We start from the raw sequence: 22185 nt of genomic DNA on the forward strand, positions 1-22185 counted from the left end.
TCGGGTCGGCGCGTTATCCTGCGCAAATGAAACGGGGACGATATCGGTGCGAAGTACAGATGCCCAAATGACCAGTCTGTCTGACACGGCGGTCCAGACAGGTTCCGGTGACGCGGATTCGCTGGCCGGCGCACTGCAGGCGGCGTTGCCTGGCTGCTCGCAAGTGGTGCTGCGCTGGCACGATGCCGATGGCCGGCCGGCCGGTTCGACGTCGATGGGCGTTGATGCGACTTTGGTGGCTCGCGCCGAGCGGGTACTGAAGGCTGGCCATGGCGACGATGGCGATCAGGGCCATGGTGACGGCAGCCTGCGCCGGGTCGAGATGGGTTGGCATGGCGAAGCCGGGCGGGCGGCGATCGTGGCCGAGCTGGCCGAGCCGATGGCGCAACCCTTGCGGACGGGCTGGGAGGACCTGGCCAGGCGGATCGTCGATCTGCACATGCTCGCCGACATTGCGCAAGCGCGCGCGGAATCACTGGAGAAGTCCGAGCGGCTGCAGCAGGCGCTGTACGAGATCGCCGACCTGGCGGGTTCGGACCTTGAAATGGCCGACATGCTGCAGCGCATCCACGGCGTCGTCGGCGGCCTGATGGTTGCCGAGAACTTCTACATCGTGCTGTACGACGATGTGCGCGAGTGTTACCGGTTCCTGTATTTTGCCGACCGTATCGACACGTTCGTCCCCGACCCGGACCACGAGATACACGGTGAAAACACGCCCAACAGCCTGACCTTCGCGCTGTTGCGGCATGGCGAGCCGGTACAGGGGCCTTCCGACTATGTCCGCGGTCAGCTCGGCGTTGCCTCTGACAGCAACCATGGCCCCGACAGCGAGGACTGGCTGGGGGTGCTCCTTCGCCGCGATGACCGGGTGTGCGGCGCCATCGTGGTGCAAAGCTATGACCGGCCGCACAGCTATGGCGATGAGGAGCGGACGTTGCTGGTGTTCGTTGCCCAGCACATCCTCACCGCATTGGATCGCCACCAGGCCCGGGAGGAGCTGGAGCGTCGCGTCGAGGAGCGGACCCAGGCACTGCAGTTGAGCAACCGCGACCTGCAGGCGGAGATCGTCGAGCGTCAACGAGCCGAACGGTTGCAGCGCGCGTTGTTCCGGATTGCCGAGTTGTCGATTACCTCGGAGACCCTGGAACGCTTCTATGCCCAGGTCCACGATGTGGTGGGCGAGTTGTTGTATGCGCGAAATTTCTACATCGCGCTGTTGTCGAAGGAGGGTGACCGGCTCGAGTTTCCGTACTCCGTGGATGAGCGCGATATCGTCCGTGCCAATCGTCGGCTGGATCAAGGAATGACCGAGTACGTGATCTCCACCGGCAGCGCATTGTTGGCGGACCGGAAGCGGATCAGCCAACTGGAGTCGCAAGGCCGCCTGCGTAGTCACGGCACCATGTCGCAATGCTGGCTGGGGGTGCCGCTCTACCGTGATGACAAGGTGGTCGGGGCGATTGCGGTGCAGAGTTACTCTCCCGCCATTGCCTTCACTGCGCGGGACCAGGACCTGCTGACGTTCGTGGCCAACCACATCAGTATCGGGCTGACCCGCAAGCAGTCCCGGGAGTGGCTGGTCGCCGCCCATGGGGAGCTCGAGCAACGGGTGCAATCACGTACGCGCGACTTGGCGATGGCCAACGCGGAGCTGCTCGAGCAGATTGGCGAGCGCCTGCGCGCCGAGCAGGAACTGACCTACCAGGCCCACCATGACGCGTTGACCGGCCTGCCAAACCGGACCCAGTTGCTGGATCGGATCTCCGCCGCCATCCGCACCGCGCAGTCCAACGCACAGTCGGTCGGAGAAAATGGGATTTCGCGTTCGTTCGCGTTGTTGTTCCTTGACCTGGACCGGTTCAAGCTGGTCAACGACAGCGTCGGCCACTCCGCCGGTGACGACCTGCTGGTGGAGGCCGGTCGGCGGATCGTGTCGGCCGTTCGCGGCGAGGACATGGTCGCCCGGCTGGGGGGCGACGAGTTCGCGATCCTGGTCAACGATATCGAAGGCCTGCACGTGGCCCAGGAACTCGCGCATCGCATCTTGTACCTGCTTGGACGGCCTTACCTGGCCGCAGGCCGCGAGGTATTCCCTTCCGCCAGCCTGGGTATTGCCCTGTGGCATCCACGCCACCGTACCGGCGCGGAGCTGCTGCGCGATGCCGACGCGGCGATGTATCGCGCCAAGGCGAGTGGCCGTGACCGCTCGATCGTGTTCGACGAGGACATGCGCGAGGACGCGTTGCGGATCCTGGAGCTCGAGTCCAACTTGCGCCGCGCCATCAATGACGACAATTTCGTTGCCTACTACCAGCCGATCGTCAGGCTGGACGACATGAAGGTGATCGGCCATGAGGCATTGCTGCGGTGGCAGCATCCAAGCCGTGGTTTGCTGGCGCCGGGCGAGTTCATCGGCCTGGGCGAGGACAACGGCCTGATCGAAGAGGTCGACTGGCTGATGTACGCCCGGGTAATCGCGGGCCTGGCGAGCACCACGGGCGACGGGTATGTCTCGATCAACGTCTCGCCGCGGCATTTCCGCAACGGGGACTTTGCCGACCGTTTGCTGCGCCTGGCCGACAGTGCCGGCGCCGACCCGCGTCGACTGCGCGTGGAGATCACCGAGGTGGCACTGCTGGACGACATGCCGCGCGCATTGCGGACCCTGCATGCGCTGCGCGAACGCGGCGTACTGGCCCAGCTGGATGATTTCGGTACTGGCTACTCGGCGCTGTCCTACCTGCATCGCTTCCCGATCGAGTGCCTGAAAATCGACCAGAGCTTCGTCGCCGGCCTGACCGGCGAGAACCAGGCGGGAAGCATCGCCGTGGTGCGCGCGATCCAGGCACTGGCCGGCGCGCTGGGCATCTACACCATCGGTGAAGGCATCGAGACCGAAGCGCAGCGCGACATCCTGCATGAACTGGGCTGTGGGTCCGGGCAGGGCTATCTGCTGGGCCGTCCGGCGGAACAGATGCTGTCGACGGAGCAGCCGATTGTGATCGGTGTGCAGTGATCGGCATCGGCTGACCGATGCGGACTCAGAACAGCAACGAAGACATCCGGCGGCGGTAGCGGCTGACCAACGCGGCATCGTCGGTGACCCGGAACGCGTCGATCAGTGCGGTGCGGGGCAAGCCGTTGTCGAACGTGCGGTCGCGCGCCAGCATCTCGATGAACTGCTCCAGCGCGGCCTCGGGTTGCCCGGCGACGATGTGACGCGCCCCCAGCAGATGGCGCGCCCGCAGGTCATCGGGATTGCCCGCGACCGCCTGCTGCAGCACGTCCATGGCAGGCGCATCCTTTGCCAGTTTCTCGAACCCGAGCCGGGCACGCGCGAGCACGCTGCGGTCATCGGTCGCCAGATTGGCCGGCAGGGCATCCAGCAGGCCCGTCGCCTCGTCGCTATCGCCGGTTTGCAGCAACGCCACGGCAAGGTCGAGCTTGAGTTCGGCGTTGTCGGGCGCTTCCACGACCGCCTCGCGCAGGCGCGCCACCTCGGCAACCGGGTCCAGCGGCACGACCTCGGGTTCGGTGTCATCGGCCGGCGGGGCCTCGCCCGGCTCGACGCCGTGTTGCTTGAGGAACTCGCGGATCTGGCCTTCGGGAATCACGCCCGGGAACCCGTCTGCGATCTGCCCGCCCTTGACCAGGAACACGGTCGGGATCGATCGCACCTGGAACGCCTCGGCCAGCTGCGGTTGCTTGTCGACATCGACCTTGGCCAGTTCGAAGCTGCCGTGGTACTCGGCAGCCAGTTTTTCCAGCACCGGCCCGAGTTGCTTGCATGGCTCGCACCATTCGGCCCAGAAATCGACCAGCACCGGCGTCTGCATGGATTTCTGCAGGACGTCGGCCTCGAAACCCTCGGTGGTGGCGTCGAAGACGTGGGGGGCGGTAATGGCGTCAGGCATTTGGCGACTCGCGAATGAAGTTCAGTTCTAGATGGTGCCAGCACGGCTGATTCCAACCAAATGTAAAAAATAGTTGACATCGGGCCGTTCGAATGTAATGTGTAGTTTACATTTAGTCCGCTGGAGCGAACAAACAATGACCATGCGTCGCTGGGCCATCCTGGGTTTGTTGTTGTTCGCCATGTTTGCGCTGTGGTTGCTGCTGGCCAGCCCGGAGTCGCTGCTCGGGATCGATACCGGCAACGTCGGCATGGTGCTGCTGATCACGGTTGCGTGGGTGTCGCTCTTCGCGGCGAGCCGGTTGCCACGCGACACGGTCACCCAGGCGGCGTCGCCGGGCGAATGGAAGGCCTGGATCGGAACCGCGTTCATGGCCGCCGCGGTCGCCTACTTTGCGTCCAACGCGGATGTATTTCTTGCTGCGACGGTCTGGAACGATTCCGGCACCCGCCGGGTCGTACGCAACCTGGTGCTGTTGCTGATTGCATGGAGCGTGCTGTCGAGCGTTCTTGCGACGCGCTGGGAAGGCGCCGTGGCAGAAGACGAGCGCGACCGTGAGATCGCTGCCAAGGCCGTTGGATGGGCGCGAACGGGACTGGTGGTTTTCGGTATCGGCCTGGCCGTCACGCTCGGCTTGTCACCGCCGGAGCGGTTGCAGTGGGCGAGCCATCTGGTGATCGCCAACCTGCTGATCTTTGGGATGATGGCGAGCTGCCTGATCGAATACGTCGCGATCGCCGTGTATTACTGGCGCGACCGGCATTGAGCCCGGCCAGGATGGCATCGACCCCGATAGCAAACACCATCCGTGCCTTGCGCTTCGCCAATGGCGAGATGACCCAGCAGGCGTTGGCCGAGGCTTGCGGGGTGACCCGGCAAACCATCATCGCGCTTGAGGCGGGCAGGTACGCGCCGTCGCTGGAACTGGCGTTTCGCATTGCGCACGCGTTCGATGTCGGTATCGACGAAGTTTTCCAATGGGCGCGGACAAAATAAGCTGGACACGCGTGCGAGCGCAGGCGTACCAGTCAGCCTTGTTCGGCCAGCAGGGTCCCGATCTCCGCACCCAGTTGCAGGTCGTCCACCAGACCGAAGTGCTGGGTACGAAGTCGGCCCTTGCGGTCGATCAGGCACAACGTCGGTGTGCCTTGCATCGCGTAGGCCTGCATCGTGAGCGGCAGTGGATGTGCGGCCGCATCGTCATCGCGATAGGCATCGACGCCTACGGGATAGCCGATCCGGTTCTCGCTCAGATACACCTGCAACGCGGCCGTAGCCATCACGTCGTGATGCTCGAACACGGTGTGCAGGCCGATGATTGCCAGCTCAGTATTGGCGAAGGTTGCGGCGACCTTCAGGCTCTGCGGCACCGCGTGTTGCACGCAACCCGGACAGAGCATCTGGAAGGCGTGCAGGAACACCGGCCGGCCACGCAGTGATGCCAGGCTCAAGCCGGGCTCGGCATTGAACCATCGCGAGACCGACCACGGCGGGGCAGGCAGGAGCGTCATCGCTTCTGGCTCGGCGCTGCGTCGGGCTGCTTGTAGACCACGCCATCCTTCATCACGAACGCGACGTCGAGTACGCGGTTGATGTCCTCCACCGGGTTGCCCTTCACGGCGACGATGTCGGCGCGCTGGCCGGTTGCGATCACACCCTGATCGTCGACCCCGAGCACCTCGGCAGCGCGGATCGTGGCCATCTGCAGCGCGACGGCAGCCGGGATGCCGGCCTCGACCAGGTAGACGAACTCGCGCGCGTTGTCGCCATGCGGGCCAACGCCCATGTCGGTGCCAAAGGCCATGTTGACGCCGGCCTTGTACGCGCGTCCCGCGGTGGCCTGGATCAACGCGCCGATCCGGGCAGCCTTGGGCCGCACCACGTCGGGGAAGTAACCGTCGATCTTCGCCTTGTCAGCGACGAACCGCCCGGCGTAGATGGTCGGGACATACCAGGTGCCCTTGCGCTTCATCAGCGCCATCACCTCGTCGCTCATGTAGGTGCCGTGCTCGATGCTGGTGACGCCAGCCTCCACCGCGCGGCGCATGCCTTCCTCGCCGTGGGCATGGGCGGCGACGCGGTAGCCGTAGTCATTGGCGGTATCGACGATGGCCTGGATTTCGTCGACCCGGAACTGCGGCGCATCGCCGGACTTGGCATACGACAGCACGCCGCCGGTGGCCGTGATCTTGATCACGTCACTGCCGTCCTTGTAGTGCTGGCGCACGGCCTGGCGGGCGTCATCGATCGAGTTGATCACGCCCTCGGTTGGGCCGGGCGGGCCGAGCAGGTGGGACAGGCTGGAGTTGTAGCCGTTGGTCGGGTCGGCGTGGCCACCGGTGGTGGCGATCGACTTGCCGGCGGCCCAGATCCGCGGACCGTCCACCAGACCGTGGTTGATCGCGTCGCGCAGGTGTGGGGCAACGTCGCCACCGAGGTCGCGCACGCTGGTGAAGCCGGCCAACAGGGTCTTGTTCGCATAGCCCACCGAGCGGAACGCGTAGTCGACGTCGTCCAGGCGGAAGCCTTCCGAGTAGCTGTCCGGGCTGGACTGGCTACCCAGGTGCACGTGCAGGTCGGTCCAGCCCGGCGTGCAGGTGTGCCCCGACAGATCGATGCCGGCCATGCCCGGGACTTCGGCGTGGCCGCTGATGATCTCGGCGATCCGGCCATCACGGACCAGCACGGTGTGCGGGCCGAGCACGTCACCGCTGCGGCTGTCGAACAGCTGTCCGCACTGCAGGGCGGTTGGTGCGGTGGCGGCGTGGCCAGTGAAGGACAGGCAGGAAAGCGCGAGGGCGGTGCAAACCAGGCGAGCGGTCATGGAGGTGTCCGACGATGAGGATGACCCGATTGAAGCACGGCTGGATCAACGGCTGTTGGCCGCAGTCAGGACAGCGCGCTGCGATGCACTACGAGCCGGTTGCGTCCCTCCGCCTTGGCGCGATATAGCGCCTTGTCGGCCAATCCGATCAGTTCGGCAGGTGTACTGCCATCGACGGGGAATGTCGCCACCCCCAGTGACGCCGTGGTCGGCCCCAGGGTCTTGCGCAGGTGCACCACGGTGGTGGCAGCGATCGCGCTGCGGATTTCCTCCGCTCGCCGCCGGGCGTCCTCGGCGCTGGCTTCGGGCATCACCACGGTGAACTCCTCGCCGCCATACCGGCACACAATGTCCTCGTCGCGGGTGTGCTCCTGCAGGGTCTGCGCGATGGCCGTCAGCAGCGCGTCGCCGGCGGCATGGCCGTGGTCGTCGTTGAAGCGCTTGAAATTATCGACGTCCAGCATGATCACCGACAGGGGAAGCCCGCGCCGCTGGCAACGTTGCAGCTCGCGCTGGGTGTTGTCTTCCAGATAGCGGCGGTTGTACAGACCGGTGAGCGGGTCGCGCAGCGATTGCACCCGCAGCGACTCGCGCAGCTGCAGATTGATCATGGCCAGGCTCAACTGCTCGGCGACGGCTTCCACCACCTGCACGTCTTCGACGCCGCCGCCAGTGGCGCCGTTGACATGCAGCAGGCCCAGCGAGACGCCCTGGGCCATCAGCGGCACACATAGTGTCCAGCCATCCGGAGGCAGGTCTGCGATGTGGAGGTGACTGCAGTAGACGTTGCCCGGGCCGTGGCCGCTGCGATGGGTTTGACCGCGGCGGATGCCCCAACAAGCGGACGGCGTCCACACCAGGTCACTGGGAATCGTCTCGGTGCCGAACCCGGAAACGGCCTCGACCTGGTTCAACGACGAGCGCAGCACGTAGCAATGACCGCCAGTATTGGGCAACATCTGGGCGATCACCTCGGCGGTGACGTTGAGCGCTTCGTTCAGGTCCTCACAGCTTTGCAAGATACCCGCATACGCGCCCAGCACGCGGCGCTGTTCGGACAATTGGCTGCGTTGCTCCAGCGATACGGCGAGCTCCCGCAGGGCATTGCGGGTGTCGCGCTCCAGTCTCCGGCTGCGTCGGTTTTCCCGCGTCAGGCCTCCCAGCAGCAGGTTCAGCAGTGCCAGCGGCAGCAGGATGCCCGCCACCACTCCGACGGTGGTGACGGTCGCAAGGGTGGCCATGGTTTGCCGGCGCGTGAGTAGCAAGTGATGTTCGTGGCTCAGGACGGTACCGATGAGCGCGTCAATCTGTTGCATCTGGCCAAAACCGGAGCTGTTGAGCCCCTCGCGCTGGGTCTCTGCCATGCCCAGATTCAGCTGCATGTCGATCAGTCGTTGCAGTTCGGCCATCCGGTCCTCCACCCGCGTTTCCAGCTCCAGCGCACGAGCCTGCTGGTCCGGGTCGTCCTGGGTGCTGACCACCAATCGTGATGTCGCGTCCCGGATCGCCGGAAGCGTGGCCTGGTATTCCATCAACAGCGAGTCGCGGTCACTGAGGCGGTAACCGCGTGCACTGGATTCCGCCGACCGGATCGAGGAGCGGATCGCCTCCGCCGTGCTGATTACCTGATAGCTGTGCTCCACCAGGTCGGTGCTGCGAGTGAAGTTGCGGATGCTCAGGACCATCGCCACGCCCACGCAGATCAGCACGACGACCGACAGCACGAAGGCCGGTATTCGATAAGGGCGCAGTTTGCTGGGTGGGAGGGTGTTGACAGGAACCATCTTTGCGGCATTCTTCGGAGTAGGTCCAAAGCTCTGCAACAAGTGTGCCATGACGGGTGTCAGGCCGGCTCGCGCGCCCGCATGGCAGGGTTTGTTGCGCTGCGGTAGGCTTTCCGGTCCAACCATCTCCGGTCCCACGCCGTGCCCACTGAAGCTTCCATCGACCCCAGCACCCTCGATCACGGTGCCGCCAATGCCCACGGGTTCGACCCACAGGCCGTGGAGACCGCCGCCCAGCGCTTCTGGGACGGCACGCGCGCGTTCGAGGCCGACGAGTCGTCCGACAAGCCCAAGTACTACTGTCTGTCGATGCTGCCGTACCCGTCCGGTGCGTTGCACATGGGCCACGTGCGCAACTACACGATCAGCGACGTGATCAGTCGATACAAGCGGATGACCGGCCACAACGTGCTGCAGCCGATGGGTTGGGACGCGTTCGGCCTGCCAGCCGAGAATGCCGCGATCAAGAACCACACCGCACCGGCGAAGTGGACCTACGCCAACATCGAGCACATGAAGGCGCAACTGCGACAGATGGGGTACGCGATCGACTGGTCGCGCGAGTTCGCCACCTGCGAGCCGTCGTACTACGTCCATGAGCAGCGCATGTTCGTGCGGCTGATGAAGCGGGGGCTGGCGTACCGCAAGAATTCGGTGGTGAACTGGGACCCGGTCGACCAGACCGTGCTGGCCAACGAGCAGGTCATCGATGGCCGCGGCTGGCGCACCGGCGCGCTGGTGGAGAAGCGCGAGATTCCGCAGTGGTTCCTGAAGATCACCGACTACGCGCAGGAGTTGCTCGACGGGCTGGACAACCTGCCGGGCTGGCCGGATGCGGTCAAGACCATGCAGCGCAACTGGATCGGCCGCAGTGAGGGGCTGGATATCCGCTTCGACGTGCATGATGTCGACGGGCATGATGCCGACGGGGCGGAGCTGGAGCCGTTGACCGTGTTCACGACCCGGCCGGACACCCTGATGGGGGTGACGTTCGTCTCGATCGCCGCCGAGCATCCGCTGGCGACCCATGCTGCCGCCGGCAACAACGACCTTGCCGCGTTCATCACCGACCTGCGCAAGGGCGGTGTCAGCGAGGCGGAGCTGGAAACCCAGGAAAAGCGCGGCATGGACACCGGCTTGCGCGCGCTGCATCCGGTCACCGGCGAGCCGTTGCCGGTGTACGTCGCCAACTTCGTGCTGATGAACTACGGCACCGGCGCGGTGATGGCGGTGCCCGGCCACGACGAGCGCGACCACGAATTTGCCACGCACTACCAGTTGCCGGTCAAGCTGGTCATCGTGCCCGACTCGGTGCGCGATGCGTTGGTGGAAATCCGCCGTGACCTGGGCGCGCATGCGGACCCGATGGCCAGCGCGCTGGGCCAGGCCGGTGCGACCGATGTCTACGACACCGGCGCGGCGGTGCAGGTGGTCGAGCAGTTCCAGCAGGGCCTTGCCAGCCAGGCGTATACCCAGCGCGGTTGGTTGGTGAACTCCGGCGAATACGACGGGATGGATTTCCAGCAGGCGTTTGATGCGCTGGCCACCAGGTTCGAGGCCGAAGGCCGGGGTGCGCGTCGGGTCAATTTCCGCCTGCGAGATTGGGGCGTGAGCCGCCAGCGCTACTGGGGCTGCCCGATCCCGGTGGTCTATTGCCAGGATTGTGGCGCCGTGCCGGTCCCGGAGGAGCAACTGCCGGTGGTATTGCCCGAGGATGTCGCGTTCATGGGCACCGGCTCGCCGATCAAGGCCGACCCGGAATGGCGCAAGACCACCTGCCCGAGCTGCGGTGGCGCGGCCGAACGTGAGACCGACACCTTCGACACCTTCATGGAATCGAGCTGGTATTACGCGCGTTACACCTCGCCGGGCGCGGCCACCCAGGTCGACGAGCGCGCCAACCACTGGCTGCCGGTCGACCAGTACATCGGCGGCGTCGAGCATGCCATCCTGCACCTGCTGTATTTCCGCTTCTACCACCGGCTGCTGCGCGACCAGGGCCTGGTCGACAGCGACGAGCCGGCGACCAACCTGCTGACCCAGGGCATGGTGATCGCCGAGACGTTCTATCGCGAAGAAGCCAACGGTGCGAAGGACTGGATCAACCCGGCCGACGTGTCGATCGTGCGCGACGAGCGTGGCCGCATCACCGGCGCAACGCTCAAAGCCGATGGCAAGCCGGTGGTGATCGGCGGCGTCGAGAAGATGTCCAAGTCCAAGAACAATGGTGTCGACCCGCGTGTGATGGTGGACAAGTTCGGTGCCGACACCGTGCGCCTGTTCTCGATGTTCGCCGCGCCGCCGGATCTGTCGCTGGAGTGGAACGAGGCCGGCGTGGAAGGCATGGCGCGGTTCCTGCGCCGGTTCTGGCGCGAGGTGCTGAGCCATGTCGGGCAGCCCGACCATCCGTCGGTGGACGATCTGCTGAAGGCTGGCACGGTGTTGGACACGGCGCAGAAATCCCTGCGCCGGCAGCTGCATGCCACCATCCAGAAGGTGGGCGACGATTACGGTCGCCGCCACGCCTTCAATACCGCGATCGCCGCGCTGATGGAGCTGTTGAACCACGTCAGCCGGTTCAAGGACATGAGCGATCCGGGCCGGGCGGTACGCCACGAGGCGCTGCAGGCGATGGTGCTGCTGCTGAACCCGGTCACCCCGCACACCAGCCATGCCCTGTGGCAGGCGCTGGGCCACCCGGAGACGCTGCTGGAAGACGTCCCGTTCCCGCAGGTCGATCCTGCCGCGCTGACCCGCGACGCGCTGGTGATGGCGGTGCAGATCAATGGCAAGCTGCGCGGCACCATCGAAGTGCCGGTCAACCTGGACAAGGCCGAAATCGAGCAACTGGCGCTGGCCGAGCCGCACGTGGCCAAGTTCCTGGAGGGCCTGAGCGTTCGCAAGGTGATCGTAGTGCCGGGCAAGATCGTCAACATCGTGGCGGGCTGAGTGGTGGATCATCTGCCGTCGCTTTGTGCCGCGACCGGTTCAGCCCGGCGTTGCTTTCATGCTTGATGCGCCCATCCGCGTGGGTCAGACTCGCACGATGATCCGAGCACTGATGTTTCTCGCCCTCGCGCTGGCCTTGTCCGCCTGTGGTTTCCAGTTGCGCGACGCGCTGACATTGCCGGCCGGGCTGGATCCGGTCAAGGTCGTCTCCAGCAGTCGTTACAGCCCGTTGGCCGAGTCGCTGGCCGCGTCGCTGGTACGCGCCGGCGCAACGCCAGCGACCGCGGCAACCGAAAACCCGGCGGTTCTGGAATTGAAGGCCGAGCGTTGGGGCGATACCCCGATCAGCGTGGATACGCGTGGCCGTGCGCAGGAATTCAGCCTGCGCTACGCGGTGGTATTCGAGTTGCGCAATGGCGATGGCAGCTTGCTGGTGCCTGAACAGAATATCGAGCTGTCCCGGGACTACATCTCGGTGCCGAACAACTCGATAGGCACCGAGGGCGAGCGGGATATCCTGGTGCGCGAGCTGCAACGTGAAATGGCGGCCTCGATACTGCGGCGCCTCGACACGGCCGCCAGCGGGACCATGGTGGGGGGTGGTGACCCTTCACAGGTATTCATCGAGACCACGGACGCGGCGCAGGCCGCGATGGACGCCGCCAATGCCGTTGCACCGGTGCCGCCCGCGCCGGTCAGCCCCCCAGCCGTTGAAACGCCGGTAATCGAAGAGCCTGCCGATACCGATCCGTCGGACGAGCCGGCTCCCCCGCGTCCGCGCTGACGATGGAGCTGAAACCCGAACAGCTGGTTGCCCAGCTCGCCTCCGGGTCGCTTGCCTCCGCCTACCTGATCGCTGGTTCCGAGCCTTTGCGCGTGCTGGAGGCGGCCGATGCAGTGCGTGCCGCTGCCCGTGCCCAGGGGGTCGCCGAACGCGAGGTGTTCGAGGCCGAAGGTAACCAGCGCGAGCCCGACTGGGCGGCGATGAAGGCCAGCCTGGGCGCGCCGAGTCTGTTTGCCAGCCGTCGCCTTATCGAGTTGCGATTGCCCACTGGCAAGCCAGGCAAGGAGGGAGGGGCATTGATCAGTGCGTTTTGCGCCGATCCCCCGGCCGATGTCGTACTGCTGGTGACTACCGGCGAGTGGAGCAAAAAGCACGCCGGTAAATGGAGTGATGCGATCGGCCGGATTGGCAAAATCGCGATTGCCTGGCCGGTCAAGCCGCACGAGTTGCCCGGCTGGGTCGAGCAGCGCCTGCGCTCGCGTGGGGTACGTGCCGATCCGGACGCCGTGCAGCAGCTGGTCGAGCGCATCGACGGCAACCTGTTGGCCGCTGCGCAAGAGATCGACAAGCTGGCGTTGCTGGCCATCGATGGAAGCCTCGATCTGGCGACGATGGAGTCGCTGGTCGCCGATGCGGCGCGCTTCGACGTGTTCCGGGTCATTGACGCCGCCATGAACGGCAACGCCGGCCAGCTGTCGCGGATGCTCGCGGGCTTGCGTGCGGAGGGGGTCGCGGTGCCGGCGTTGCTGGGCATGGTGGTGATGGAACTGCAGCGCACCGCCGCACTGGCACGGATCCAGTCACGCGGGGGCAGCCTGGCCAGCGAGTTCAAGGCGCAGCGGATCTGGGATTCCAAGCAGCCGATGTACCACCGGGCGTTGCAACGCCACTCCGCCGCGCACTGGGACGCGTTTGTATCGCAGGTCGGGCGGGTCGACCGCATGGCCAAGGGGCGAGAGCCGGGCGATGCGTGGGTGGCACTGGAGCGCCTGTTGCTGGCGGTCGCGGAGCCGCGTGCCATCCATCTGCTGGCACGCTCGAGTGCCTGAGCCGGGTGCCGCCGGAGTGACAGCCACCGGAGCGAGCGCCGGTCCTGTCGACGGTTTAGCCGACGGTTTGGCTGTGTTCTACGGCGGCACGTTCGACCCCGTGCATTGTGGCCATTTGCAGGTCGCACGGCATGCGCGCGATCGTTTGGACGCCGTCATCCGCCTGATGCCAGCCGCCGATCCGCCGCACCGGGACGCGCCGGGTGCCAGTGCGCTCCAGCGAGCGCAGATGCTCGATCTGGCAGTGGCTGGCGAGTCCGGATTGCTGGTCGACCGCCGCGAGTTGGCCCGCAGCACGCCGTCGTACTCGATCGATACCCTGCGCGGCATTCGCGCCGAACTGGGGCCGCAAGCACCCGTTGCCTTGCTGATTGGCGCTGACGGCCTGCTGGGCCTGCCCACCTGGAAAGAGTGGCAGGCGTTGTTCGAGCTCGCGCATTTCGTGGTTGCAGAGCGCCCCGCGGTTGACCTCGATCAAACGCTTCCCGGGACCCTGTCGACGTTCCTCCAGGACCGTTGGACAACGCATCCCGGAGCCCTGCGCGATGCTCCGGCAGGCCGTGTATGGCGCTTGCAGCAACCTCTTCACCCCGGATCGGCCACCGATGTACGTGCGCGAATCGCCGGTGGAAAACCGTGGCAAGCGCTGGTTCCGCCCGCCGTCGCCGGCTATATCGACCGCCACCGGTTGTATGCAAACGGGGTTGCCACCCCGGCTTCGTTATAATTCGACCCCGCCAACCCACACCCAACCCAGAGCCTGCATTGACCAGTCAAGCCCAAGTCATCAAGACCCGCCTCCCCAGCCCTCCGCCCAGCGTGGACGACCTGCTGCAGACCGTGCGTGACGCGGTTGCCGAGCTGAAGGCCAAGGATTGCGTGGAAATCGACGTGCGCGGCAAGAGCAGCGTCACCGACTACATGGTGATTGCCTCGGGCACCTCGTCGCGGCACGTGAAGTCGATCGCCAACGAAGTCATCAAGTTCGTCAAGAAGCTCGATGTGATGCCGATTGGCGTTGAGGGCGAGCGCGAGGCGGAATGGGTGCTGGTCGATCTCGGCGATGTCGTGGTCCACATCATGCTGCCGCGCGTGCGTGAGTTCTATGCGCTGGAGCGGCTGTGGACGGTCGGTGACCAGCCGCCGGAGGCCATCGACGAGTATGGCGATGACCACCGCGGCGAGACCGACGCGGAAGACGGTCTCTAGCATCTGAAACCGCTCGCATGAAGGCAAAGTTGATTGCAGTCGGCGAGCGTGCACCGCACTGGGTCGCCGAGGGCTTCGAGGACTACCGCAAGCGGTTGTCGCATTGGCTGCCGTTGGAGTTGATCGAAATCCAGCCAGGGCTGCGCGGCAAAAACCATGACATCGCCCGCGCCACTGCCGATGAAGGTGCGCGCGTGCTGGCGGCGTTGCCCAAGTCACCGCTGGTGGTCACCCTGGATGGCCGCGGCAAGCCGTGGAGTTCGGAGCAACTGGCGCAGCGCCTGGAGCACTGGCGCGGGCAGGGGCGGGACCTGGCCCTGTTGATTGGCGGGCCCGAAGGCCACGCCGATGACGTGCTGGCCCGCGCCGACGAGTCGTGGTCGCTGGGCCCGCTGACCCTGCCGCACATGCTGGTGCGCCTGGTGGCCGCCGAGCAGCTGTACCGGGCCGCGGCGCTGCTGGTCAACCACCCGTACCACCGCGCGTAGCGGTAGGGCGGGTTCAGTTGCCGGCCGCGCCCGGGTCGGTTTCGGGCTTGCGACCCAGGCCGCCTTCATCGGGGTTGGGCGGCCTGCGTGGATCCGGCTGGCGGGCGTCGTGTTTGTCGCGTGGCTTCGGCTCGGCATAGCCGGCGTCGGCATCTTCGTCGCGTCCGGGTCCGTGCTTGTCGGGGTTCCTTGCCGGCGGCCGGGTGTTGTCGGGATGGTTCATCGTTTACCTCCCCAGCTCGAAGACCACGTCCAGATTGACTGACAGCGTGTTTTCACCCGGTGAAACGGGAGCGTCGGCGCTGGCCTTCTCCATCCGTGCCATCGCCATCATCGGCACGGGTGGTCCGAAACCGCCATTGCCTTCGCTGATGCTGACAATGCGTCGTACCTTCATGTCCAGCGATTCGGCATACATCTGCGCCCTCGCACGGGCCGTATCGATCGCGCTCCGGCGGGCTTCGTCGTAAGCGGACTGTTTGTCGTCCACCTCGAAGCTGGGGCCGTGGATCTGGTTCGCGCCGACGCTGGTCAGCGTACCGATGATGCTGCCCAGGTCGCCGATGTCGCGCACGGTGATGTTGACGGTGTTACGCGCCTCATAGCCAGTGATGGTCGGTGGCTGGTTGTCGGCGTACCGGTACTGCGGGTTCAGGCTGATCCCGCTGGTCTGGATGTCGCGTTCGGCGACCCCCGCCTTGCGAATCGCGGCGACCACCCTGGTCATCTGCTCGGCATTGGCCTGCATTGCCGCTTCGGCGTCGGCGGCCTGCGTGACCACGCCGGTGGACAGGTTGGCGATATCCGGCACGCGTTGCGCTTCGCCCTGGGCCGAGACCGCCAGCAGGGTGCCGGTACTGGCGAGTGCCGATGCACGGCTGGCCGGCATGGACGTGGGGGCAGACTGGGCGAGGCAAGGCATCGCGGTGGCCGCCAGCACGAGCGCGGCGGCGGCGATCAGAGGGCGCAGGGTGGGTCGGTTTGGAAGTCGCGTCGGACGCATGATGTGCTCCTGAATGGCAGATATGAAGGGTCTGGGCAAGATGGTGAACACGCCGTGAGCCGTCCCCACCGATACCGGCCGCGTCGGCCGGCGCTCAGCCTGTACAGGTTATGCTTTCCCGGCATGATCCATCTCGCTTCCAGATCCCCCCGCCGCCGTGAGCTGCTTGCCCGGCTGGGCGTGCCATTCGAGGTGCTCCAGCTGGACGTGGCCGAGTGCCGGCGGCCGGACGAGGCGGCCGAGTCCTACGTGTGTCGTGTGGCCGGTGAGAAGGCCCGGGCCGGGTTGCTGGACCGTGCCGGCGACCCGGATGCGTTGGTGCTGGGTGCCGATACCGAAGTGGTGCTGGAAGGCGAAGTGTTCGGCAAACCGGCCGATGGCGCCAATGCTGCCGCGATGCTGCGACGCCTGTCGGGCCGCACCCATCAGGTGATCTCGGCGGTGTCGCTGATCTCGGCACGCCGGCAATTGCAGGCGGTGTCGATCTCCGAGGTCACTTTCGCGGTGCTGACGGAGGCCCGTATCCAGGCCTATGTCGCCGGCGGCGAGCCGTTTGGCAAGGCCGGTGGGTACGCTATCCAGGGTTTTGCTGAGACATTCGTGACACGTTTGGCCGGCAGTTATTCAGGGGTGATGGGTTTGCCGCTTTACGAGACCAGCTGTTTGTTGGCGCAGTTCGACCTGGGTTCGGCGTCGACTCCCGACGCGATCAGCGCGGAGGCGACATGAGCGAAGAAATACTGGTCAACGTGACGCCGCGTGAAACACGGGTGGCGGTGGTCGAGAACGGCATGCTGCAGGAGCTGCATATCGAGCGTGGCTGGGCGCGCGGCGTGGTCGGCAACATCTACAAAGGCCGGGTGCAGCGGGTCATGCCGGGAATGCAGGCGGCGTTCATCGATATCGGGCTGGAGCGCGCGGCATTCCTGCATGCGGCCGACATCGTCAAGCCGACGCCGTTGGGTGATGGTGACGAGACCGACCTGCCAGCGGTCCCGACCCGGCCCATCTCCGAGCTGCTGCGCGAGGGCCAGGAAATCGTCGTGCAAGTGGTCAAGGACCCGATTGGTGGCAAGGGGGCACGTCTGTCCACCCAGATCAGCATTCCTTCGAGGTACCTGGTGCTGCTGCCCAATACCCGGGTGATCGGGGTGTCGGCGCGGATCGAGGACGAAGTCGAGCGCGCACGCCTGAAAGCACACGTCGCCGCCCTGGCGCCGGGCGAGGACCTGCACGGATATATCGTGCGCACCAATGCGGAAGGCCAGCCAGAAGAGGCGTTGGGCGAGGATATTGCCTATCTCAGCCGGGTCTGGGAGCTGATCGGGGAGAAGTCCCGGAGTGCACGCGTCGGTGAATGCGTCTATGAGGACCTGACCCTGCCGCTGCGCGCGGTGCGCGACCTGATCCGGCGCGACGTGGAGAAGGTCAAGGTGGACTCGCGCGAAACGTTCGATCGGCTACGCGCGTTTGCGGCCCGGTTCATGGACTCCACCGGCGCCGCCGACGGCCCGGGGCTGGTGGAAAAGATCGAGCACTACGCCGGCGCCCGACCGATCTTCGACCTGTACGGGGTGGAGGACGAGATCCAGCGCGCGCTGGACAAGCAGGTACCGCTGAAATCCGGCGGCTACCTGGTGATCGACCAGACCGAGGCAATGACTACGGTCGACATCAACACCGGTTCTTTCCTGGGGCAGCGCAACCTGGAGGAGACGGTTTACCGCACCAACCTGGAGGCGGCGCAATCGGTCGCCCGGCAACTGCGGCTGCGCAACCTGGGCGGCATCATCATCATCGACTTCATCGACATGACCGATGCCGAACACAAGCGGCAAGTGCTGCGGACGCTGGAGAAATCGCTGGCCAAGGACCACGCCCGCACCACGGTGTATGACTTCTCGCCGCTGGGACTGGTGGAGATGACCCGCAAACGCACCACCGAAAGCCTGCAGCGACAACTGAGCGAGCCATGCCACGAGTGCAACGGCCGTGGCACCCTGAAAACGCCCGAGACCGTGGTCTACGAGGTGTTTCGGGAGATCGTCCGGCAGGTGCGCCAGTTCGATGCCGAACGCCTGCTGGTGATTGCCTCGCCGAAGGTGGTCGCCAGGATCACCGATGAGGAGTCGGCGGCGGTGGCCGAGCTGGAGGAGTTCCTGGGCAAGTCGGTCCGGTTCCAGCCTGATGACCAGTACGCGCAGGAGCAGTTCGATGTCGTGCTGCTCTGACCGCCAACGCCAGCGCTGACATGCCGACTGCGTTGCGCCGTCGCTTGCGCCACGCCCGTCGCGGGTTTGGCTACGCCGTTGCCATCACGTTGGTGTTGGTGGCGCTGGTGCTCGGCCTGGCCAGCCAGGTGTTGCCGCTGGCCGAGCGCAACCCCGATCAGGTTGCGGCGTGGTTGAGCCAGCGCGCCGGTCGGCCGGTCGCCTTTGATGCGGTGGAGACGGCATGGACGCGTCGCGGGCCATTGCTGCAGCTGGAGAACCTGCGCATTGGCGACGGCGAGCAGGCGTTTACCGTCGGCGACACCGAGATGCTGGTGTCGATCTACGCCGGCCTGCTGCCGGGCATCCCGTTGTCGGAACTGCGCCTGCGCAACCTGGAGCTGACCGTAGAGCGCCTTGCCGACGGTCGCTGGCAGGTGCGCGGACTGCCTGGACAACAGCAAAGTGGCGGTGACCCGTTCCAGGCGCTGGAAGGCCTGGGCGAGTTGCAGGTGATCGACGGCGCGCTGAGAGTGCTGGCGGCGGATGTCGGCGTCGACATCACGGTGCCGCGGGTCGATTTGCGCCTGCAGGTCGATGCTGACCAGGTCCGCGCCGGACTGCGCGCATGGCCGCAGACGGCAGCGGGCGAGGTGGCCAGGCCGATTGATTCGGTGTTGGCGTTCAACCGCCACAGCGGCGATGGCCGCGCTTACGCGGACGCGGACCGGGTGGATCTGACCGAATGGTCGCCGCTGCTGCGACTGGCCGGCGTCGCGATACAGGGTGGCCAGGGGCGCGTTGAAGCGTGGATGACATTGCGCGACAAGCGCGTCGCCATGGTTACCCTGGATACCCTGCTGGAGGACGTCACCTTGAGCGGCGCGCCGGTCGCACTGTCCGCCTCCGCGGACGCGCGTGCCCAGGGCGCCGCGGTTCCGGTGGCACGACTGGAGCGCTTTGAAGCCCGTGCACGGTGGCAACGGGTTGACGGTGGCTGGCGACTGGATGCGCCGGCCCTGAGGATCGACGCCGACAATCAGCAGCACGTGTTCGATGGCCTGCTGCTGGCCGGTGGGGACCATTACGCTTTGGTGGCCGACCGGCTCGGGCTGGCACCACTGGTCCGTATCGCGGCATTGAGTGATCGGCTGCCGACGCCGCTGCGGCGCTGGCTGCTGCAGGCACGCCCGTCGGGAACATTGCGCCAGGTCGAGTTGCATGGGCGTCGTGATGGACCGCTGCGCATGGCCGCCTCGATCGACGTACTGGGGTTCAATCCGGTTGCTGACAGTCCGGGCCTGCGTGGGCTGGCGGGCAGGCTGGAAGGTGACGCGGCTGGTTTCAGCCTGCGGCTGGACAAGCGCCAGCCGGTGCAATTCGACTGGCCGCGTGGCTTCGGCATGGTCCACGAGGTCCGCCTGGACGGGGTGATCACGGGCTGGCGTGAAGGCGACGGTTGGCAGGCAGGTACGGCCGGGCTGCGGGTCGATGGCGAGGACTTCGGTGCCGATGCGCGCGGCAGCCTGTGGTGGCAGGGGGACGGCACGCGACCCCGGATCGACCTCGCTGCGACGGTGGACGAGACGGCGGTGCCGGTAGCCAAAAAATTCTGGGTCCGCCACAAGATGCCGGAGTCGTTGGTGGAATGGCTTGACGGCGCGCTGGTGGCAGGAACCGTCGTCGGTGGTCGGGCGTTGATCTCGGGCGATCTCGACGATTGGCCGTTTGTCGACAGCAACGGCCGCTTCGAAGCACGCGCACATATCACCGAGGCCACCGTTGCCTTCCACGAAGGCTGGCCGGCGGCAAGCGGGCTGGATCTGGACGCCAGCTTCATCGGCAACGGTTTCAGCCTCGATGGCCGGGGCACGCTGGCCGGTATCGAGGTCCCCGCGATCCACGCGGCCATCGACGATTACGGTGACGGTGCGCTGACCGTGGAAGCCAGCAGTAATGCCGATGTCGGCCAGTTGATCGGCCTGCTTCAAGACAGTCCGCTGCACGAACTTCAGCCCGAGACCTTCGATGCCATTACCGGCAGCGGTGCGGCCAAAACCGATTTCCAGTTGGTGCTGCCAATGGGACACGGCGAATTTTCGATCCAGGGTGCGGTCGCACTGAGCAATGCAAAACTCGCCGACCCGCGCTGGGATCTCGCCTTCGACGCGGTCAATGGTCGGGTGCGTTATTCGCGCAATGGTTTCAGCGCGCCGGAGCTGCGGGTTCGGCACGACGGGCGAGCGGGTACGCTTTCGTTGAGGGCCGGCGAGGGGCTGGTGCGTCACCCGGGGAATATTTTCGAAGGCAAGCTGGTCGCCACGTTTGGCAGTGACGCCTTGCTGCAGCGTGCGCCTGATCTCGGCTGGTTGGCACCCTACATGGACGGCCGGTCGCAATGGTCGGTCGAACTCACGGTACCCAAGTCGGCTGCGGGTCAATCGACGGCAACGCGGCTTCGGCTGGAATCGGATTTGCGCGGCACCGCGCTGAGCCTGCCCGAGCCATTGGCCAAGCCTGCCGACGAGGTGCTGGTGACGAGCGTGGAGACTCCGCTGCCTTTGGGCAGCGGCGAGATCCAGGTGGCGCTGGGAGACGTATTGGCCCTGCGTGCGCGCACCGTTGGTGGCAGTACCGGGGTGCGCGTGGCGCTGGGAAGCCGCGTCGTCCAGCAGGCGGCGCCGGCATCGGGGCTGGTGGTCAGCGGACGCGCCGACACATTCGATGCGATCGGATGGGTCGGAATGGCACGCGGCGGTGGCGCCGGTAACAGTGCAATGGCGTTGCGACGCATGGATGTCACCGCCCGTCGCCTGCACCTGTTGGGAGGCAACTTCCCGCATACCCGGTTGCTGGCCGAGCCGGTTGCGAACGGCGCGACCCGCGTGCAGTTCGAAGGCGAGGCGTTGCGAGGCGATTTGCTGGTGCCGACGGCGGCCGGCGCCGTGGTGACCGGAAACTTCCAGCGGGTGCATTGGCAGCCGATCCCGGCGCCAACACCCGTGGCGTCGCCGACCTTGGTACCGGCCGTGACCACCGGCACGGCTGACGCCATCGATCCGCGTCGTATCCCACCCTTGTCGCTGGATATCGCCGACCTGGGCATCGGCGGTGCCCGGCTGGGCACTGCGCGGGTGCGCACCCGTTCCACGGCGAGCGGGCTGCAACTTGAGCAGTTGCAGGTCCGTGCACCCGGGCAATCGATTGATGCCAGCGGCAGCTGGGTGGGTACCGGTGCAACCGCACGCACCCAACTCAGCGCCAAGCTGCAAAGTGAAGACCTGGGCCAGTTACTGGCCGACTTTGGTTTCGCCGCGCGGCTGGAAGGCGGTGAGGGAAGCGCGCAGCTGGAAGCCGGCTGGAGTGGAGGCCCGGCGCAATTCGGGGTGGCGTCGCTTGCCGGCCGTCTCCACCTGGATGTTCGCGATGGCCGGCTGCTCGAGGTTGAGCCGGGGGCGGGCCGTGTGCTCGGGCTGCTCAGCCTGGCCGAATTGCCACGGAGATTGACCCTGGATTTCGGTGACTTCTTCTTCAAGGGCTTCGCCTTCAACCAGGCCGGCGGTGATATCCGCTTCGCCGGTGGCGAGGCAAGCAGCGACAACCTGCGTATCGACGGGCCCGCCGCCCGGATCAATATCCACGGATCGGCCAACCTGCGCGCGAAGACCTTCAACCAGACCATCGAGGTACTGCCCAGGACGGGCACCCTGTTGACGGTGGCCGGTGCGCTCGCCGCCGGTCCGGTCGGCGCGGCAATCGGCGCCGCCGCCAATGCCGTTCTGCAAAAGCCGTTGGGGCAGATCAATGCCAAGACCTATCGGGTCACCGGCCCGTGGGGTGACCCAAAGGTCGAGGTCATCAGCCGCGAGCAGAGTCGGGTGGCCGACAAGCCGGTTCCAAACGGTTGAAGCGCGGGCCCATCGGCCGCATATCGTCTCTCGTTGCCGCGTTTTCCGGCGGTACTCCCC

At 66.0% G+C, this 22185-nt stretch carries 18 protein-coding genes; 12 read left to right on the plus strand and 6 right to left on the minus strand.

The genetic code is table 11. The features are described 5' to 3' along the window. The first annotated feature begins 67 nt into the window (after positions 1 to 67). Positions 68 to 3019 carry a putative bifunctional diguanylate cyclase/phosphodiesterase gene (locus ACW7G0_RS03515; protein ID WP_456987645.1) on the plus strand — a complete coding sequence of 984 codons (2952 nt, stop codon included), beginning with the start codon at positions 68 to 70 and terminating at the stop codon, positions 3017 to 3019. Between the two features lie 25 nt (positions 3020 to 3044). Here the strand turns inward: ACW7G0_RS03515 and trxA are convergent, their stop codons facing one another. Beyond that, positions 3045 to 3917: a thioredoxin gene (gene trxA, locus ACW7G0_RS03520; RefSeq protein WP_456987647.1), complete on the minus strand. Its 873-nt coding sequence runs from the start codon at positions 3915 to 3917 to the stop codon at positions 3045 to 3047. 136 nt (positions 3918 to 4053) lie between these two features. Here trxA and ACW7G0_RS03525 point away from each other — a divergent pair, with 136 nt between their 5' ends. Next, entirely contained in the window at positions 4054 to 4683 is a 630-nt protein-coding gene (locus ACW7G0_RS03525) for a hypothetical protein (protein ID WP_456987649.1), read from the plus strand. A gap of 11 nt (positions 4684 to 4694) precedes the next feature. After that, on the plus strand, positions 4695 to 4913 hold the full coding sequence (locus ACW7G0_RS03530; RefSeq protein WP_456987651.1) for a helix-turn-helix transcriptional regulator: 219 nt from the start codon (positions 4695 to 4697) through the stop codon (positions 4911 to 4913). A gap of 32 nt (positions 4914 to 4945) precedes the next feature. On the opposite strand, the gene ACW7G0_RS03535 is transcribed toward ACW7G0_RS03530, so the two are convergent. The 3 genes from ACW7G0_RS03535 to ACW7G0_RS03545 all read right to left on the minus strand — a co-directional run bounded on the left by ACW7G0_RS03535 (position 4946) and on the right by ACW7G0_RS03545 (position 8525). Beyond that, positions 4946 to 5428: a TlpA family protein disulfide reductase gene (locus tag ACW7G0_RS03535; RefSeq protein WP_456987653.1), complete on the minus strand. Its 483-nt coding sequence runs from the start codon at positions 5426 to 5428 to the stop codon at positions 4946 to 4948. Next, the gene (locus ACW7G0_RS03540; RefSeq protein WP_456987655.1) at positions 5425 to 6741 is read right to left on the minus strand and encodes an amidohydrolase family protein; all 1317 of its coding nucleotides are present in this window, start codon (positions 6739 to 6741) and stop codon (positions 5425 to 5427) included. Before ACW7G0_RS03540 ends, ACW7G0_RS03535 begins: the two co-directional genes overlap by 4 nt. A 65-nt stretch (positions 6742 to 6806) precedes the next feature. Beyond that, positions 6807 to 8525: a diguanylate cyclase gene (locus ACW7G0_RS03545; protein WP_456987657.1), complete on the minus strand. Its 1719-nt coding sequence runs from the start codon at positions 8523 to 8525 to the stop codon at positions 6807 to 6809. Between the two features lie 159 nt (positions 8526 to 8684). Here ACW7G0_RS03545 and leuS point away from each other — a divergent pair, with 159 nt between their 5' ends. The 6 genes from leuS (at position 8685) to rlmH (ending at position 15004) form a co-directional block, all read left to right on the plus strand. Then, positions 8685 to 11474, plus strand: a complete 2790-nt coding sequence (gene leuS, locus ACW7G0_RS03550) for a leucine--tRNA ligase (protein ID WP_456989440.1) — start codon at positions 8685 to 8687, stop codon at positions 11472 to 11474. A gap of 112 nt (positions 11475 to 11586) precedes the next feature. Beyond that, the gene (locus ACW7G0_RS03555; protein WP_456987659.1) at positions 11587 to 12258 is read left to right on the plus strand and encodes an LPS-assembly lipoprotein LptE; all 672 of its coding nucleotides are present in this window, start codon (positions 11587 to 11589) and stop codon (positions 12256 to 12258) included. Positions 12259 to 12260: 2 nt separating this feature from the next. Continuing rightward, the gene (holA, locus tag ACW7G0_RS03560) at positions 12261 to 13307 is read left to right on the plus strand and encodes a DNA polymerase III subunit delta (protein ID WP_456987661.1); all 1047 of its coding nucleotides are present in this window, start codon (positions 12261 to 12263) and stop codon (positions 13305 to 13307) included. Positions 13308 to 13374: 67 nt separating this feature from the next. Next, complete coding sequence (nadD, locus tag ACW7G0_RS03565) at positions 13375 to 14034, plus strand: nicotinate-nucleotide adenylyltransferase (RefSeq protein ID WP_456987663.1); 660 nt, start codon at positions 13375 to 13377, stop codon at positions 14032 to 14034. A 38-nt stretch (positions 14035 to 14072) separates the two neighbouring features. Continuing rightward, a complete protein-coding gene (rsfS, locus tag ACW7G0_RS03570; protein WP_456961982.1) occupies positions 14073 to 14516 on the plus strand; it encodes a ribosome silencing factor in 444 nt (147 codons plus the stop codon). A gap of 17 nt (positions 14517 to 14533) precedes the next feature. Continuing rightward, positions 14534 to 15004, plus strand: a complete 471-nt coding sequence (gene rlmH, locus ACW7G0_RS03575) for a 23S rRNA (pseudouridine(1915)-N(3))-methyltransferase RlmH (RefSeq protein ID WP_456961981.1) — start codon at positions 14534 to 14536, stop codon at positions 15002 to 15004. A 13-nt stretch (positions 15005 to 15017) separates the two neighbouring features. Here the strand turns inward: rlmH and ACW7G0_RS03580 are convergent, their stop codons facing one another. Further along, a complete protein-coding gene (locus ACW7G0_RS03580) occupies positions 15018 to 15227 on the minus strand; it encodes a hypothetical protein (protein WP_456987665.1) in 210 nt (69 codons plus the stop codon). Between the two features lie 3 nt (positions 15228 to 15230). Next, a complete protein-coding gene (locus ACW7G0_RS03585; protein ID WP_456987667.1) occupies positions 15231 to 16007 on the minus strand; it encodes an SIMPL domain-containing protein in 777 nt (258 codons plus the stop codon). A gap of 123 nt (positions 16008 to 16130) precedes the next feature. Between ACW7G0_RS03585 and ACW7G0_RS03590 the strand changes: the two genes are divergently transcribed. The 3 genes from ACW7G0_RS03590 to ACW7G0_RS03600 are packed head-to-tail and all read left to right on the plus strand — an operon-like array spanning position 16131 to position 22125. After that, positions 16131 to 16736, plus strand: a complete 606-nt coding sequence (locus ACW7G0_RS03590) for a Maf family protein (protein WP_456987669.1) — start codon at positions 16131 to 16133, stop codon at positions 16734 to 16736. Then, on the plus strand, positions 16733 to 18238 hold the full coding sequence (rng, locus tag ACW7G0_RS03595) for a ribonuclease G (protein ID WP_456987671.1): 1506 nt from the start codon (positions 16733 to 16735) through the stop codon (positions 18236 to 18238). The genes ACW7G0_RS03590 and rng overlap by 4 nt, the downstream gene beginning before the upstream one ends. A gap of 20 nt (positions 18239 to 18258) precedes the next feature. Then, complete coding sequence (locus ACW7G0_RS03600) at positions 18259 to 22125, plus strand: YhdP family protein (protein WP_456987673.1); 3867 nt, start codon at positions 18259 to 18261, stop codon at positions 22123 to 22125. Positions 22126 to 22185: the final 60 nt, after the last annotated feature.

Source organism: Lysobacter sp. A286 (genome assembly GCF_054052105.1).

Bases quoted from the DNA above. Each gene is read 5' to 3' on its own strand.
- ACW7G0_RS03555 (WP_456987659.1), top strand. From the start codon at position 11,587: ATGTTTCTCGCCCTCGCGCTGGCCTTGTCCGCCTGTGGTTTCCAGTTG.
- trxA (WP_456987647.1), bottom strand. From the start codon at position 3,917: ATGCCTGACGCCATTACCGCCCCCCACGTCTTCGACGCCACCACCGAG.
- ACW7G0_RS03515 (WP_456987645.1), top strand. From the start codon at position 68: ATGACCAGTCTGTCTGACACGGCGGTCCAGACAGGTTCCGGTGACGCG.
- ACW7G0_RS03580 (WP_456987665.1), bottom strand. From the start codon at position 15,227: ATGAACCATCCCGACAACACCCGGCCGCCGGCAAGGAACCCCGACAAG.
- rlmH (WP_456961981.1), top strand. From the start codon at position 14,534: ATGAAGGCAAAGTTGATTGCAGTCGGCGAGCGTGCACCGCACTGGGTC.
- ACW7G0_RS03545 (WP_456987657.1), bottom strand. From the start codon at position 8,525: ATGGTTCCTGTCAACACCCTCCCACCCAGCAAACTGCGCCCTTATCGA.
- holA (WP_456987661.1), top strand. From the start codon at position 12,261: ATGGAGCTGAAACCCGAACAGCTGGTTGCCCAGCTCGCCTCCGGGTCG.
- ACW7G0_RS03525 (WP_456987649.1), top strand. From the start codon at position 4,054: ATGACCATGCGTCGCTGGGCCATCCTGGGTTTGTTGTTGTTCGCCATG.
- ACW7G0_RS03585 (WP_456987667.1), bottom strand. From the start codon at position 16,007: ATGCGTCCGACGCGACTTCCAAACCGACCCACCCTGCGCCCTCTGATC.
- ACW7G0_RS03535 (WP_456987653.1), bottom strand. From the start codon at position 5,428: ATGACGCTCCTGCCTGCCCCGCCGTGGTCGGTCTCGCGATGGTTCAAT.
- rng (WP_456987671.1), top strand. From the start codon at position 16,733: ATGAGCGAAGAAATACTGGTCAACGTGACGCCGCGTGAAACACGGGTG.
- ACW7G0_RS03530 (WP_456987651.1), top strand. From the start codon at position 4,695: ATGGCATCGACCCCGATAGCAAACACCATCCGTGCCTTGCGCTTCGCC.
- ACW7G0_RS03600 (WP_456987673.1), top strand. From the start codon at position 18,259: ATGCCGACTGCGTTGCGCCGTCGCTTGCGCCACGCCCGTCGCGGGTTT.
- ACW7G0_RS03540 (WP_456987655.1), bottom strand. From the start codon at position 6,741: ATGACCGCTCGCCTGGTTTGCACCGCCCTCGCGCTTTCCTGCCTGTCC.
- ACW7G0_RS03590 (WP_456987669.1), top strand. From the start codon at position 16,131: ATGATCCATCTCGCTTCCAGATCCCCCCGCCGCCGTGAGCTGCTTGCC.